Annotated in this window: 17 protein-coding genes; 9 read left to right on the top strand and 8 right to left on the bottom strand. The window is 60.9% G+C overall.

Annotated features, from left to right (window positions below; all coding sequences use genetic code 11):
- Window positions 1-4: 4 nt before the first annotated feature.
- Window positions 5-1051 carry a DUF1176 domain-containing protein gene (locus GTW25_RS05660; protein WP_252910991.1) on the bottom strand — a complete coding sequence of 349 codons (1047 nt, stop codon included), beginning with the start codon at window positions 1049-1051 and terminating at the stop codon, window positions 5-7.
- Window positions 1052-1253: 202 nt separating this feature from the next.
- On the bottom strand, window positions 1254-1424 hold the full coding sequence (locus GTW25_RS05655) for a hypothetical protein (protein WP_252910990.1): 171 nt from the start codon (window positions 1422-1424) through the stop codon (window positions 1254-1256).
- 170 nt (window positions 1425-1594) lie between these two features.
- Here GTW25_RS05655 and GTW25_RS05650 point away from each other — a divergent pair, with 170 nt between their 5' ends.
- A complete protein-coding gene (locus GTW25_RS05650; RefSeq protein ID WP_252910989.1) occupies window positions 1595-2032 on the top strand; it encodes a hypothetical protein in 438 nt (145 codons plus the stop codon).
- Window positions 2033-2049: 17 nt separating this feature from the next.
- On the opposite strand, the gene gloA is transcribed toward GTW25_RS05650, so the two are convergent.
- On the bottom strand, window positions 2050-2490 hold the full coding sequence (gloA, locus tag GTW25_RS05645) for a lactoylglutathione lyase (protein ID WP_252911414.1): 441 nt from the start codon (window positions 2488-2490) through the stop codon (window positions 2050-2052).
- A 295-nt stretch (window positions 2491-2785) separates the two neighbouring features.
- Between gloA and GTW25_RS05640 the strand changes: the two genes are divergently transcribed.
- The 4 genes from GTW25_RS05640 to GTW25_RS05625 are packed head-to-tail and all read left to right on the top strand — an operon-like array spanning window position 2786 to window position 5523.
- On the top strand, window positions 2786-3304 hold the full coding sequence (locus GTW25_RS05640) for a cold-shock protein (protein ID WP_252910988.1): 519 nt from the start codon (window positions 2786-2788) through the stop codon (window positions 3302-3304).
- A 43-nt stretch (window positions 3305-3347) separates the two neighbouring features.
- On the top strand, window positions 3348-3854 hold the full coding sequence (locus GTW25_RS05635) for a DUF192 domain-containing protein (protein ID WP_252910987.1): 507 nt from the start codon (window positions 3348-3350) through the stop codon (window positions 3852-3854).
- Window positions 3851-4627: an alpha/beta fold hydrolase gene (locus tag GTW25_RS05630; protein WP_252910986.1), complete on the top strand. Its 777-nt coding sequence runs from the start codon at window positions 3851-3853 to the stop codon at window positions 4625-4627. The genes GTW25_RS05635 and GTW25_RS05630 overlap by 4 nt, the downstream gene beginning before the upstream one ends.
- Window positions 4624-5523, top strand: a complete 900-nt coding sequence (locus tag GTW25_RS05625; RefSeq protein WP_252910985.1) for an alpha/beta fold hydrolase — start codon at window positions 4624-4626, stop codon at window positions 5521-5523. The genes GTW25_RS05630 and GTW25_RS05625 overlap by 4 nt, the downstream gene beginning before the upstream one ends.
- On the opposite strand, the gene GTW25_RS05620 is transcribed toward GTW25_RS05625, so the two are convergent.
- Window positions 5512-6312, bottom strand: a complete 801-nt coding sequence (locus GTW25_RS05620; protein ID WP_252910984.1) for an enoyl-CoA hydratase/isomerase family protein — start codon at window positions 6310-6312, stop codon at window positions 5512-5514. The genes GTW25_RS05625 and GTW25_RS05620 overlap by 12 nt on opposite strands.
- Before the next feature lie 100 nt (window positions 6313-6412).
- Between GTW25_RS05620 and cysE the strand changes: the two genes are divergently transcribed.
- Window positions 6413-7243, top strand: a complete 831-nt coding sequence (cysE, locus tag GTW25_RS05615) for a serine O-acetyltransferase (protein ID WP_252910983.1) — start codon at window positions 6413-6415, stop codon at window positions 7241-7243.
- Between the two features lie 96 nt (window positions 7244-7339).
- Window positions 7340-7549, top strand: coding sequence for a DUF3126 family protein (locus tag GTW25_RS05610; RefSeq protein ID WP_252910982.1), 210 nt, complete (start codon window positions 7340-7342; stop codon window positions 7547-7549).
- Here the strand turns inward: GTW25_RS05610 and GTW25_RS05605 are convergent, their stop codons facing one another.
- Complete coding sequence (locus tag GTW25_RS05605) at window positions 7550-8281, bottom strand: hypothetical protein (protein ID WP_252910981.1); 732 nt, start codon at window positions 8279-8281, stop codon at window positions 7550-7552.
- A gap of 113 nt (window positions 8282-8394) precedes the next feature.
- Here GTW25_RS05605 and GTW25_RS05600 point away from each other — a divergent pair, with 113 nt between their 5' ends.
- Entirely contained in the window at window positions 8395-8919 is a 525-nt protein-coding gene (locus GTW25_RS05600) for a gamma carbonic anhydrase family protein (RefSeq protein ID WP_252910980.1), read from the top strand.
- 90 nt (window positions 8920-9009) lie between these two features.
- Here the strand turns inward: GTW25_RS05600 and GTW25_RS05595 are convergent, their stop codons facing one another.
- From GTW25_RS05595 to GTW25_RS05585, 3 genes are all read right to left on the bottom strand, one after another.
- Window positions 9010-9621 carry a transglutaminase-like cysteine peptidase gene (locus GTW25_RS05595; RefSeq protein WP_252910979.1) on the bottom strand — a complete coding sequence of 204 codons (612 nt, stop codon included), beginning with the start codon at window positions 9619-9621 and terminating at the stop codon, window positions 9010-9012.
- 229 nt (window positions 9622-9850) lie between these two features.
- Window positions 9851-10462, bottom strand: coding sequence for a PilZ domain-containing protein (locus GTW25_RS05590; RefSeq protein ID WP_252910978.1), 612 nt, complete (start codon window positions 10460-10462; stop codon window positions 9851-9853).
- A 133-nt stretch (window positions 10463-10595) separates the two neighbouring features.
- The gene (locus GTW25_RS05585; RefSeq protein WP_290127910.1) at window positions 10596-11045 is read right to left on the bottom strand and encodes an Lrp/AsnC family transcriptional regulator; all 450 of its coding nucleotides are present in this window, start codon (window positions 11043-11045) and stop codon (window positions 10596-10598) included.
- 142 nt (window positions 11046-11187) lie between these two features.
- Here GTW25_RS05585 and putA point away from each other — a divergent pair, with 142 nt between their 5' ends.
- Window positions 11188-14787, top strand: coding sequence for a bifunctional proline dehydrogenase/L-glutamate gamma-semialdehyde dehydrogenase PutA (gene putA, locus GTW25_RS05580; protein WP_252910977.1), 3600 nt, complete (start codon window positions 11188-11190; stop codon window positions 14785-14787).

The raw sequence follows: 14787 nt of genomic DNA, 5'->3' as shown, positions 1-14787 counted from the left end.
TGCGTCAAGGCGCTTCGTTGAAATTGAGGATTTCCTGCGCGTCGATCTCGCCGTCATAGGTCGGGTCGACCGAATACTCGACCAGCGTGAATGCGCCATATCGGAAAATCCAGCGCCCCGACGACGATGCATCGCCGATGCCGCGCCATTTCTCCCAGGTGGTTATGGATTGCGTATCGGGATCGTATTCGGAGTTGATGAGTTCGGCGCGGGTGATGAGGCCGATTTGCGTCATGTCCCGCAACCCTGCCTCCATGTCGTCGTTCTCGTAACGGATGTCGAGTTCGGGAACGGCGAAGTAGACCGGCTCCGGCTGTTCGCCGCCGATGCTCGCAAGATACATATGCGTGACGTTGTAGGCGCCGAAATTGCACGCGAACCGGAAAAGACGGGCCGTGCTCATCGGATCGTCGGAGGTTTCGTTCATATAGCGGAAATTGATTTCGTAACTTTGCGCCTCCGCGTCCGCGCCCATGCCTTCGCGGTTGCGTCCGGCGCATCGGTTGGCAAATGTCGCCTCGAACACTCTTTCCGCTTCGATCATATGTGCGTTCTGTTCGGACAATTCCGGCCCGTCCGGCGAGCAGCGTGTGGGAAGTGCGTCGCTGCCAAACGAGGCGTCGGTTTCTTCCAGCGTGCCGTCTTCGATCCTGAGCGGCGTGAACTCGTCCGGGTTGTTGGCAGGGTTTGGCTGGCGCAGTGTGTAGCAGCCCGCATAGACCGTTTCGCTGCCATCGGCGGCGGCGGATTTGAGCACGATCGGCAACTGATAGTAGACGCTGCCCGCGGCCCCTTCTTCCGATGGTGTGCCGGTCAGGAGTTCGACCGACCTTGTATCGGCAAAACCTGCCGCGTAATCCTCGACGCTGTCGGCCGGCGGTTCGGCGAAATAGCTCCAGGCGCGCGCGAATTCGGCGCGTTCGATCGCGTTGTAGAGCGAGCGAACCAGCACATCCGGCGCGGACCTGTCGTCGATATAGGCGGGCTGTGCGCCAGCCGCCGTGCCGCATAGGACAAGGGCCGGAGCGAGAAGCCGGGGAAGCGCGCGCATGAGAAGACCTCGCGAATCGTGTCCCTTCGAATCATGCCGAGTGAGACACGAGACGCCCGCAAAATCCAGCGGATCACCGAAATGTTGATCCGCTCCGGCTAAAGCGAGTCGCAATCTTTCAGATTCGCTCCATACGCTTTAGGTTCTTGTTTTTGCGCATGTCTTTATCCCGAAACCGGTGCCCACTTTCGGGAGACATGCGCTAGGCGCGACGCTTGGACCCCATGTCGCGCGCGACATTCGGAAAATCGGCCGGCTTGATGCCGAGATCCGACAACTCCGCCTGGCTCATCATGTTCAGGATCAGCATGCCGCGTTTCTGGTTGGCATAAATCGGCCGGGGCCGTGCAAAGAATTCCGTGAAGATGCCCATGGATCGTCTCCGAAGTTTCGATCCTCCCGCAATCAGAATGACACCGGTTGTCCGAGAGATGCAGTCGGAAAAATTGCAGACCTGCCATGCGCGGAAGCCTTCAAGCGGAACCTTTTTTAGGAATTGACGATTAATCTGCCGGGATAATGAAGATGGCTGGGAGGCCGTGAATGGCAGGCGGTAACGCCAGGAGTTTCGGAGATTTGCTCGACGAGTTGATCTCCACTGCGCCGCAAGAGCCGGAAAGCGGCCCGGCACCCACCTTGCGCGGCGATCTGCTGTATCAGATCGAGCGGCTGCAAGGCGCGAACGCGCCGCTTTTCGACAATTCGGCGCGTCACGCCTACAGGGAGCCGACGCTGGCTCCTGAAGTGATCGAAGCACTCGACACACTCATGCCGGACCTGTCGACAGATCCGGATGTGATCGCGCGCGAGCTTGAAATCGGAAAACTTCGAAGCATTGCCGATCTTGATCGTGCGCGTCGGCGCTTCGCCTTCGCCAATCACCCGGACCGGCTGGCTCCGCACCTCCACGCACGCGCCGTCGAGCGCATGAGCATCGCCAACGGATTGATCGACACGGCCAAGGCGGCGGCAATCGAGTGACCGCCGCCGCGTGATAGTTACCAGTTGCCGGTGTTTTCCATCGACATCCAGGGTTCTGCCTTCTCCTTGGCTGGTCCCTTTTGCAGCAGCTCGATAGAGATTCCGTCGGGCGACTTGATGAACGCCATGTTGCCGTCGCGCGGCGGCCGATTGATCGTAACACCCTGTTCGGAAAGCTTCCGGCAGGTTTCGTAAATGTCGTCGACCTCGAAAGCGAGATGACCGAAATTGCGGCCGCCCTGGTAGGTTTCCGGGTCCCAGTTGTAGGTCAATTCGAGAAGCGGCGCCTGTTTGGACTTCCCCGTCTCCGTATCTTCCCTTGCGGCAAGAAAAATGAGCGTAAAGCGGCCTTGCTCGTTCTCGACGCGGCGCACTTCCTGCATTCCGAACTTGTTGCAGTAGAAATCAAGCGATTCGTCGATGTCCTTTACACGGACCATTGTATGCAAGTAGCGCATTTTCCTATCCTTTTTCCATTGATCAAGACGACCGCCAATGTGCGCTACATATGGCGGCATTCGATCCGCGACAACCGTCGGATGCAGGTAAGGCGGGTCGTCCTTGCGAAGTATTTCACCCGCTTCGCTGCGAAAAAGCCACAATGGGGCCTTGCACCCACCCGAATGCACAATGCTATCCTGCCGTCCAAGAATCAGGTGCGGTGTGTCTTGGAAGGGTTCGGGCATGGGGGAAAATGCCTCGGCGAGGGATCTGTCGGCAAGAAGCGATTCCACCGATAGCAAAAGCGACGGTATGGAACTGATTGAGGCCACCGGCTCGATCAAATGGTTCGACGTCGCCAAAGGCTACGGATTCATCAATGCCGACGATCCTGCCTTGGGGGATATTCTTGTTCATGTGACGTGCCTGCGCCGTGACGGATATCCGACGGCGCTCGAAGGCGCGCGCGTGACCTGCATGGTTCGCCAGGGCGAGCGCGGGCTTCAGGCCTTCCGTATCCTCGCGATGGACATGTCGACGGCCGTTCATCCGTCCGAACAGCCGACCGAACGTACCCATGTCACCGTCACGCCGGAAAGCGGGCTTGAGCGTGCTCTGGTCAAATGGTTCAACAGGACGAAAGGTTTCGGCTTTCTCACACGCGGCGAGGGCACGGAAGACATATTCGTGCATATGGAAACGCTGCGCCGCTTCGGCGTCACCGAACTGCGTCCGGGGCAGGTCGTTCTCGTTCGCTTCGGACGTGGCGACAAAGGCCTTATGGCTGCCGAAGTTCACCCCGATATCGGGACTTTGCCGGCCGCGCATTGACACCTTCGTCATTGCGCGCCGCCAACGCCGAAGGATTCGCCTCGTGAACAAACGCATTGCAGTTCTGGCCCTCGCGCTGACGGGCGCCTTTGGAATGTCGGTATCGGTGCCGATCGCTTTCGCACAGCCTGTCGTTCAGGGCGCTGAGATGAAATTGCCCGTCGATGCCGCGCCGCTGACCTTCGAAGCGGGTGGTGAGACGGTCGCCTTCGACGTCGAAATCGCCGACACGCCGGAGCGCCGCGCGCGCGGCCTGATGTTCCGCACGGACCTGCCCGAAGATCGCGGGATGCTTTTCGTGTTCGGCGAAACGCGCCAGGTCAGTTTCTGGATGCAGAACACGCCATTGCCGCTCGATCTCGTCTTCGTCGGAGAAGACGGCGTTGTGATCGACACCTTGCCGGGGGAACCGTTTTCGACGGCATCGATAGGCCCGGGCGCGCCGAGCCGGTTCGTTCTCGAACTTCATGCTGGCACCGCCGATGAAGTCGGGATTGTCGCCGGGACGCGGCTTCATCACCCCATCATCGACGCGGTGGCAGATCAGTGAGCGAACGCGACGTGCAGTATTTTTCTCATGACGGTTTCGACATCGCCTATATCGACGAGGGCGACCGTCACGGCGAACCGATCCTGCTCATCCACGGTTTTGCCTCGACGCTTCGCATCAACTGGGTTCAGCCGGGCTGGGTGCAGACGCTGACGCGCGCCGGCTACCGTGTCATCGCTTTCGATCATCGCGGGCACGGCGACACGACGAAAAGCTACGACACATCGGTCTATACGCCTTCCGCGATGGCTTCGGATGCCGTCGCACTGCTCGACCATCTGGGCATCGTACGCGCGCATGTCTTCGGCTACTCGATGGGCGCGCGCGTTTCGGCTTTCATGGCGCGCGAACATCCCGGACGCGTGGCGAACCTGATCTTCGGCGGGCTCGGGATGGGTATGGTCGATGGGGTGGGCGACTGGGATCCGATCGCCGATGCGCTGCGCGCGCCGTCCCTCGATGACGTTTCAAACCCGCGCGGGCGCATGTTCCGCGCCTTCGCCGACCAGACGAAAAGCGACCGCGAAGCGCTGGCGGCCTGTATCGCGACGTCGCGACAGGAGCTTTCACAATCGCAGATGGGCCGGATCGATCAGCCCACACTCATCGCCGTCGGGACGACCGACGATATCGCCGGCGATCCGCATGCGCTTGCGAGATTGATGCCGGACGCGACGGCCTTCGACATTGTCGGGCGGGACCACATGCTTTCGGTCGGGGACCGGACTTTCAAAGCGAGGGCGCTGGAGTTCTTGCAGGAGCATCCGCTGTGATCGCGGAAACGCGCATCGAATTTCGTGGCGCCGAGAAGAATTTGCTCATCGGCTCGCTGTGGGACGGCGGCGGTCAGCCTGTCCTGTTCCTGCATGGCGGCGGGCAGACGCGTCATGCCTGGCAGCGCACGGCCGAGCACCTTGCGGCAAAGGGCAAGCGGGCGGTCACCCTCGATATTCGCGGCCACGGCGAAAGCGACTGGGTCGACAGCGGCAATTACAGCTTTCTGCATTACGCTGAGGACATTCAGGCCGTGGTGAGCGACCTTAATCGTCGCTTCGGCGCGCGCCCGGCGATCGTCGGTGCGTCGTTGGGCGGGCTTGCGTCGCTGTTGGCGGAGGCCGATTTCGGGCCGCTCATAGACAGGCTCGTTCTGGTCGATGTCGTGCCGCAGATGAACCCTGCGGGCGTCGCGCGCATCATCGGCTTCATGGGATCGCGGCTGGAAGAAGGTTTTGGCTCCCTGGAAGAGGCGGCCAACGAGATCGCCGCCTATCTGCCCAGTCGCAAGCGTCCGCGTTCGCTCGACGGGTTGAGCAAGAACCTGCGGCTGGGCGCTGATGGGCGCTTCCGCTGGCATTGGGACCCCGCTTTCGTGCGCGGCGCGACCAGCATCGACGCGGACGGCAAAGCGCTGCTGAGCGGCGTTCTGGAGAAGCTTCCCGAGCTCGATCTTCCGATCCTTCTGGTGCGAGGGATGCAGTCCGAACTCGTCGACGAGGCAGCCGCCCGCGACTTCGTGGCGCAAGCGAAAAACGCGCGCTATGTCGATATCGGCGGCGCGGGGCATATGGTTGCCGGGGACCGCAACGATCTGTTTTCGGACGCCGTCATCGCTTTTTTCGAAGAGCAGGTAAATGCGCCCGCCAACCGGGCGAACTCGTCAGCGGCCTGAAAAATTTGCCGCGCGACGCTCCTTGAAAGCCTGCCGGCCCTCCTCGTAGTCGTCGCTTTCGAAAGTCATCGCGCCGAGCCGGGCGGCGGCCGTCATGTCTTCGGACGATCCCGACAGCACGGCGCGAATGGAAGCCTTGGACGCCTTGATGGAGAGCGGCGCGTTCATGGCGATGGATTGCGCCAGATCCAGTGCGCGGTCGCGTGCGGGCAATTGTTCTGTCACTTCGAGCAGGAAGCCGGCGGCAAGCGCGGTTTGCGCATCGAGACGGCCGGCTGAAAAGGTCAGATACCGTGCAAGCTGCGGCCCGACCGCATGCACGATATCGGCCATCGCGTCGACGGGATAAGCCAGTCCGAGCCGTGCGGCAGGAACGCTGAAGAGCGCATCGGCGGAGGCGATCCGCAAATCGCACGCCGCCGCCAGCCCGAAGCCGCCGCCGAAGCAGATGCCGTCGATGGCAGCGATGGTCGGCACCGGACAGTCGCGAACGGCGGCGAAAGCGCGCGAATTCGCCGCTTCATAGATCGCAGCGCGAGAACCGCGCCGCGCCGTATCGAATTCGGCGATGTCCGCGCCGGCGCAAAACGAGCCGTCGCGTCCGGTGAGGATGACGGCCCTGACGTCGGTATTGCCCGCGACGTCGTCGAAAATTTCGGCCAGCGCGATCCACATCGCTTCTGTCAGCGCGTTCTTCTTGTCGGGCCGCGCGATCTCGACGACGAGGACATGCCCCGTGCGTTCGATATCGAAACCGGGCTTTACCAAACCATCTTGATTTTCGGCCAATTCGCGCCACCTGAACGATGAATAAGGAAAACTGAGTTCAAAGAGCGTTCTGTTTGAACTACAATATTCCCACTGCCAAGCCTGACGACAGAGGAAGACGATGACGATCTCGATGAAGCAGCGCAGCCATGCGGTGCAGCCGGTTGATCCGATCTGGAGCGCGGTGCGGGCCGAGGCGGCCGATGCGGTCGCGGCCGATCCGATCCTCTCGGCGTTTCTCTATTCGACCATTCTCAATCAGGACAGCCTCGAGGCGGCGGTGATCCATCGCCTGTCGGAACGTCTGCATCATCAGGATCTGGGCGCCGATCTCATTCGGCAGACCTATGGCGAGATGCTGCGCGACAATGCGGACTGGTCGACTACCGTTCGCGTCGACATTCAGGCCTATTTCGACCGTGATCCGGCCTGCGACCGGTTCCTGATGCCGATCCTCTATTTCAAGGGCTTTCATGCCATCCAGACGCACCGGCTGGCGCACTGGCTGTGGTCGCGCGGGCGCAAGGATTTTGCGCTTTACCTCCAAAGCCGGTCATCGGCGGTGTTTCAGACGGATATCCATCCGGCCGCTATCGTGGGCCGAGGCATCTTTCTCGATCATGCCACCGGGCTCGTCGTCGGTGAAACGGCTGTGATCGAGGACAATGTTTCCATCCTGCACGACGTGACGCTCGGCGGCACCGGCAAGGCAAGCGGCGATCGTCACCCCAAGATCCGGCATGGCGTCCTCATCGGCGCGGGCGCTAAGATCCTCGGCAATATCGAGATCGGACATTGCACCAAGATCGCGGCCGGGTCGGTCGTCCTGCAATCCATCGCCAACAACAAGACGGTGGCCGGCGTACCGGGCCGGGTCGTCGGCGAGGCGGGCTGCGAGGAGCCGTCGCGCGCCATGGATCAGCTTTTCGGTGCGAAAGGTGCCGGCGAATAGTCCAGCTTCGGTTGAAAGAGGCGGTTCGGGCTTTACATGCGCTTCGAACGCGTGCCAGAAGCGCCTCTCTTTGAAAACCAGGACCGGAGTAATCCATTGAAACCGGAAGAAATCCGAAAGCTCGACGCCTACTTCAAGCGGACGTTCAATAATCCGACGCTCGAGGTGAAGGCACGTCCACGCAAGGACGATTCATGCGAGCTTTACGTGGGCGACGAATTCCTGGGAATCATCTTCAAGGACGAAGACGATGGTGAGTTGTCGTACAATTTCTCGATGGCGATCCTCGACGTCGATCTGACCTGATCACTCGGCCGCCTGCAGCGTTTGCATGGCAAATGCCTGCATTGCGGCGTCGAGCTTGCGCCAATCTTCGAGCAGCGCGCGCGGAAAGCGGTAGCGCATCGACAGATTGGCACCGAAATCGATATCGCGCTCGCATGATGCCAGCGCGGTATCCGCTTCCGGTCCCGACAGGCATCGGGCGACGAACGGCGCCCTGAAGCGCGTCGGATCGACGATCAGCATTTCGTCGCCATAGCCGGACGCTTCGATGAAGCGGTGCGCGACCAGCCCGGCCTCGACCGGTTCACCCGGTTCCTCGATCAGCAAGCGATAAATCGGAGTGAGGCGCTGTGACATGTCGCGGGCCATGGATCTTGGCTCAAAAGTCGCGAAGATTATCCGGTTGTCTGCCGTGGCGTGGTTGAACAGTGGCCGTTCTTCCTCCGAATATCCGTTGAGGTCCGGCCACGACAGGTAGATGTCGAGCTTTCTCGCATCGCCCGATCGGCGTTCGGAAGCGAAGCGGATCATGTTGGAGGGAACGGCCAGCATTTCGCCGCCGATGACGACGCCCTGCATCGTGGTGTCGGTGGTGTGGCCCGCAAGAGCGATCGTTCGTCCGATCGATTTGCCGGCATAGCTGATGCCGACCGAAAGCACGGCAAGCACGAGGAAGGCATAGAACACCTTCATCATGAAGTTCGCACCGACCTGTTCGATCCGGGCATTGTCGAAACGTGTGAAATCGGTCATCGCGCACTTGCTGGCAGTTGGAAAGCCCGAGTCGGCTGCGTTCAAATCTCGCCGATCATGGTAAATGCCGCGTAAAGGCTCGTTGCCGCATCACTGACCAGAGGAGGATTTTCATGCCGATCTACGAACTCGATGGTGTCGCCCCGGATTTCGAGGACCGCGCGACCAACTGGATCGCCCCGGATGCGCATGTGATCGGCAAGGTCACGCTCGGACGCGATGTGGGCGTCTGGTTCGGCGCTGTCCTGCGCGGCGACAATGAGCGTATCACCATAGGCGAGGGGTCGAACATTCAGGAACATGCGGTCATGCACACAGATCCCGGCATGCCGCTGACGGTGGGAGCAGGCTGCACGATCGGCCATCGCGCAATCCTTCACGGCTGCACGATCGGCGACAATTCGCTGGTCGGCATGGGCGCGACCATTCTCAATGGCGCAAAGATCGGAAAGAATTCACTGGTGGGTGCGGGCGCGTTGGTGACGGAAGGCAAGGAGTTTCCTGACAATTCCCTGATCGTCGGCGCGTCTGCGAAAGTCATCCGTACGATTTCCAGCGATGACGCATTGCGTGCTTCGGCAAAGTCCTATGTCGCGAACGGCAAACGCTTCACATCGGGGTTGAAGCGCATCGACTGAAAAGAATGGAGCCGACCCACGGGGATGGGCCGGCTCCGCCTGGTCGAACTTACGGGGAGTGGGGCTCGACCTGGCTGTTCCTGAATGAGATCAGCGATTGACGACGCTGCCGACGAGGATGTCGCGATCGTCCGTGATCGTGACCCACATGCCGGCATGGCGCTGCGACTGGCGCTTGAGATAGGTGTATTCCGTCTCGTTCCAGCGCAGGACTCGCATTTCCAGATTGTCGAGAACGAAATCGCCCATCGAGGTGCTGACGACCAGCACGGCATGGCCGTCGCCATTGGGCTGACGCACGACCGTCATGAGCAGGTTCGATGCCGGTACGCCCAGCGCCATCAGGCGCTTGCGCTTTTCCAGCGCATAATCCTCGCAGTCGCCGTAGCCATTGACGGGATAAGACCAATATTCCTCGACGCCCCACATCTCCATGTCGGTACGCGGCTGTACGGACAGGTTGACCATGTTGTTCACATTGACGATTTCGGCCCACAATTCGCGGCTGAGTTCGACGGGGCCATTGGCATCGGCGGTCGGCTGGCATTCGTTCGGCTTGCGCTGGCAAAAATCGTAGTGGCCCACCGGCTGCGTCGTCAGTCCACCGACATGCATGAATGGCTGCGCTGCGGCCGCCGTCGCCGAGAATGCCACGAACAGAACCAGCGCCATCCCGCTGCGAAAGTAATTTGAAGCCGCCATGTTTTTGTCTCCCCGTTTGGGTAGACAATGACAGGCTCCGATTTATTCGACGCGAAAAGTCAATTGTATATTCGAGTAAAAACAAGATCAAATTGAATGGATATTCGAATCAATACTTATTAAAATGATTCGTTTTGCGGTAATATTTCGATAACCATGTGCTTTGGACGAACGCACGAAAAAGGCCGGCGCATGGCCGGCCTTTCGAAGGTCTGATGCGTGGCCGGAGCTATCGATCCGTAAAGGCCGCTTCCAGCGATTCCTCGCGTTGAAGTGCTGCGAACTCGACCGCGATGCCGTCCTGGAAATGGCGAACGATCTGGCCACGCATTGAGCCGAGCGTGACCTGAACGCCGAGCGCCGGCCGAACGTCGATCTCGATCGCCGCGCCAGACAGGGACAGGTCCAGAATGCGGCAGCGATATTGCCTTCCGTCTTCCAACTGGAGGACTGTGATCGGATTGCGCGGCGCGACGCGCTGATGGCGGCGGTCTTCGGGAAGGTCGAGCTCGTGCTTGTTGGCGAGCCAGGTCAATTGAGCGGCGAGTTTTTCGCGCTTGCGCTCGGACGCGATGACGGTCATCGCGAAGCCGTCGTCGGTCAGGCGCGTAACGACACCCTCGACGCGGCCGATATGATCGAGATAGGCGATGACCCGTTCGCCCGGCTCGCCCGGCTTGTCGGCGCGGACCGCTGCGTCGCCAGGCGACATATCGATCACCTGGCAAGGATGCTCCGAGCGGTCTTCGAGCATGAAGCGCCCATAAATCTTTACCCGAACGCGCTGAAAACCGCGACGTTCTGCTCGCGCCGGTGCGACCTGTACTGCCGCTGAATTCATCTCAACCTTAGCCCCGCCAACGTGATCGAGCGCATCGAATTAACCGAAGCTAATTTACCGCCACAGTCGTTAACATCGTGTAAGCCGAATTCATCCGGCGCGACGACATCGATGGCCAATCGCGACCTTGATTTCAGCGATCCTTGACGGTTTCCATCGCCACGAAAGTCGAGGTTTGCGCGACATGCGGCAAGGCAGAGATGCGTTCGCCCAAAACGCGTCGGTAGCTGGCGATATCGCGGGTGCGAACTTTGAGAAGATAGTCGAAGCTGGACGCGATCATATGGCATTGCTCGATCTCGCGGATCGTCAGGACGGCGTGGTTGAAAGCGTCGAGCGCGGCAGACCTCGTGTCCGACAGCTTCACCTGCACGAAAGCAATATGGCCTTCGCCCAACCGTTCCCGATCGATGATCGCCGAATAGCCGCGGATATAGCCGCTCGCCTCAAGCCGCTTCAAGCGCGCGGCGACCGGTGTCTTCGACAATCCCACCTGAACGGCAAGCTCAGCCATCGATAGCCGCGCGTTTGCGGCTAAAGCTGCGATGATACCTTTATCAATCCGGTCGATTTGGTCGGTCATAATCGTATTTACGGTCAATTTGGCTTGTTGCTAGGCTCTGAATAGCCTTATCGAACCATGAGGTCCATGTGTTTGGCGATTTTCGAAAGTTCGGCCATGCTAGTTTGCATGTACATTCGTCAGCGCAATCCGAAAGTCCGGTATGTCCATTTCCAGTCAGCAACTTCGCGCCCGCATCCGTTCATCCAATCTCGCTGACGAGGCGGTCGTTCTGGCCGCCCTTGTCGAGCAAGCCGGTCTTGACGTCGACAGCCGCAGGAAAATCGCTGGACGCGCGACGAAGCTCGTCGGTCAGGTGCGCAGTTCCGCCGAACCGAAGCTGATGGAAGCGTTCTTGGCCGAGTACGGATTGTCGACCGGCGAGGGCGTTGCCCTGATGTGCCTGGCCGAGGCGCTCTTGCGTGTGCCGGACGCCGATACGATCGACGACCTGATCCGCGACAAGATCGCGCCGCATGACTGGTCGGCGCATTCGGGCGGTTCGGGCTCCATCTTCGTCAACGCGTCCACCTGGGCGTTGATGCTGACGGGCAAGGTGCTCGATGAGGGCGAGGGCGGCATCGAGCGGACGCTGCGCGGAATGGTGCGCCGTGTGGGCGAGCCGGTGATTCGCCGCGCGGTCGCGGCAGCCATGCGTGAAATGGGAGAGAATTTCGTGCTGGGCCGCACCATCACGGAAGCCGTCAAACGCGGTACGGGTGAGGTGAAGAAGGGCAATCTCTATTCCTACGACATGCTGGGCGAAGCGGCGCGGACGGAGGAGGATGCGCTTCGCTATCACCGCGCCTATGCGGACGCGATCGCGGCGCTCGCAAAAGAGGCGCGCTCCGACGATATCCGCAAAAATCCTGGTATCTCGGTAAAGCTGTCGGCGCTCAACCCGCGTTATGAACGGCCGCAGCGCGCGACTATGCTGCCGGTGATGATCGAACGTCTGCGTTCGCTGGCGCTAGCCGCAAAACAGGCGAGGATGGGTCTGAATATCGATGCGGAAGAAGCCGACCGGCTGGATATCTCGCTCGACGTCATCGAAACGGTGCTCGCCGATCCGCAGCTTGCGGGTTGGGATGGTTTCGGTGTCGTTGTCCAGGCTTATGGCCTGCGCGCATCGCCGGTTCTCGATTGGCTGCATGATCTTGCAAAACGTCTCGACCGCAAGATCATGGTGCGGCTCGTCAAGGGCGCCTATTGGGACACCGAGATCAAGCGCGCGCAGGTGATGGGGCTGGCCGGCTATCCGGTGTTCACCCGCAAGCCGAATACCGACGTGTCCTACATCGCATGCGCACGCAAATTGCTTGGCATGACGGATCGCATCTATCCGCAGTTCGCCACGCACAACGCGCACACAGTCGCGGCAATCCTCGAAATGGCCGGCGATGATCGCGATGCATTCGAATTCCAGCGCCTGCATGGCATGGGCGACGCGCTGCATGAGGCGGTGCGCAAGGCCGAGGGCACGCGCTGCCGCATCTATGCGCCGGTCGGAGCACATTCGGACCTTCTGGCCTATCTCGTGCGCCGCCTGCTTGAAAACGGGGCGAATTCGTCATTCGTCCATCAGATCGTCGACGAGAGCGTGCGGCCCGAAGAGATTGCCCGTGATCCTTTCGAGGTTGTCGAGACACAGGGCTCGGCCCGCAATCCGGCGCTGCCTAGCCCCGCTGAAATCTTCGGGGCAGGGCGCATCAACGCGAAGGGCTGGGACATTACCGATCCTTCGACGGAGGAAGCCATTGAGGCCGAGCGCGCCGCCTTTTCCTCGCCGCATCGCTGGCGGGCAGGCGGTAACGGCACGGGGCGCACAGTCCACAATCCCGCGAATCTTGAAGAGGCGGTGGGCACCGTCGTCGAAACGAAAGCTGACGACGTGGCGTCGATCGTCGGGCGTGCCATCAAGGCCGCGCCGGGCTGGGCCGCCCGTCCAGTCACGGAACGTGCCGACATACTGCGCCGCGCCGCCGATCTTTATGAAAAGAACACGATCGAATTCCTTGCGCTTGCTACCCGCGAGGCTGGAAAGTCCGTGACTGACGGCATAGCGGAGGTGCGCGAGGCGGTCGACTTCCTGCGCTATTATGCGGCCAATGCTGCCGAAGCGGAGAAGACTGGCGTGGCGCGCGGTGTGATCGTCTGCATCTCGCCGTGGAATTTTCCGCTAGCGATTTTTACGGGCCAAGTAGCGGCGGCGCTTGCCGCCGGCAACGCAGTTGTCGCAAAACCGGCCGAGCAGACACCGCTGATTGCCGCGCGTGCGTTAGAATTGCTCCATGAAGCAGGTATTCCGGCGGATGTTTTGCAACTCGTTATCGGAGATGGGCCCACAGTAGGTGCGCCGCTCACCGCCGATCCACGCATTGCCGGGGTTTGCTTCACCGGTTCCACGGATGTGGCGCGGCTGATCGAGCGCCAGCTTGCGCAAACCGCCGCGCCCGACGCGATGCTGATCGCCGAAACCGGCGGGCTCAACGCGATGATCGTCGATTCGACCGCGCTTGCCGAGCAGGCCGTCCGCGACATCGTCGCCTCCGCCTTCCAGTCCGCCGGGCAGCGCTGCTCAGCCCTGCGCATGCTCTACATCCAGAAGGATGTCGAAAAGCATATGCTTGCCATGCTCAAGGGCGCGCTCGATGCGATGACCATCGGCGATCCGTGGAACCTTGCCACCGATATCGGACCGGTGATCGATGCAGAGGCGCAGTCGACGATTGCCGATTACTGCCGCAAAATGGAAGACGATGGCAGGTTGATCTCGAAGCGCGATGAACCCGAGAACGGGTTGTTCGTCGCGCCGCATATCTTCCGCGTGAAGGGCATCGAGGAACTCGACCGTGAAATATTCGGGCCGGTTCTGCATGTCGCGACATTCGATGCCGACAAGATCGATACGGTGATTTCCCGCATAAATGAAGCGGGCTACGGGCTGACCTTCGGGTTGCACACGCGGATCGATGCACGCGTCCAGCATATCGTCGACCGCGTTCATGCAGGCAACATCTATGTCAACCGCAACCAGATCGGCGCCGTTGTTGGTTCGCAACCGTTCGGCGGTGAGGGCTTGTCAGGGACCGGGCCGAAGGCCGGCGGGCCGCATTATCTGCGTCGGTTTCGTAAAACCGTCTCGGACGACCAATCCGGGGAAACTGCACAGGTCGTTCCGCTCGTCAAACTGCAAGATCACCTGCCGAATCGCATTCAGGATTGGTCGATACGCTCCGACCGGATAGCCGTCCTGCGCAAGCATCTGCGTGGCAAGGCGGCCGATGTCGTGGGCGCGGCCGCGGCACTGGATTTCGGTCCGGCCGATCTGCCCGGCCCGACCGGCGAGGCCAACTCATTGTCGCTGGCCCCGCGCGGCCGCGTGCTTTGCCTCGGCCCAGCGGATGACGCTCTCGTTGCGCAGGTTGTGCAGGCGCTGGCGGCAGGAAATGCCCTTCTGGCCGTCGCGCCGCGTGCCAATGCGGCACTGAAACCGCTTCTTGCCAAAGGTTTGCCGGTCGCGGCGCTTGATGGCGCGGTAGAGGCTGGCGATCTTACCGCGCTGGCCGTCGATCTCGTTGCCTGCTCCGCCGATGCCGACACATTGCGCTCGATCCGAAAGGCACTTGCGGCGAAAGAGGGGGCGATCGTGCCGCTCGTTACGGATACGATCTATCCGGCCGCATATGCCCATGAGCGGTCGGTCTGCGTCGATACGACCGCAGCAGGCGGCAATGCCAGCCTGCTTGCCGCCGCCGAGTGA

This window comes from Aliihoeflea aestuarii (genome assembly GCF_024105665.1).
Taxonomy (GTDB): Bacteria; Pseudomonadota; Alphaproteobacteria; order Rhizobiales; family Rhizobiaceae; genus Aliihoeflea; species Aliihoeflea aestuarii.
This window is presented reverse-complemented; position numbering and strand designations above follow the sequence as displayed.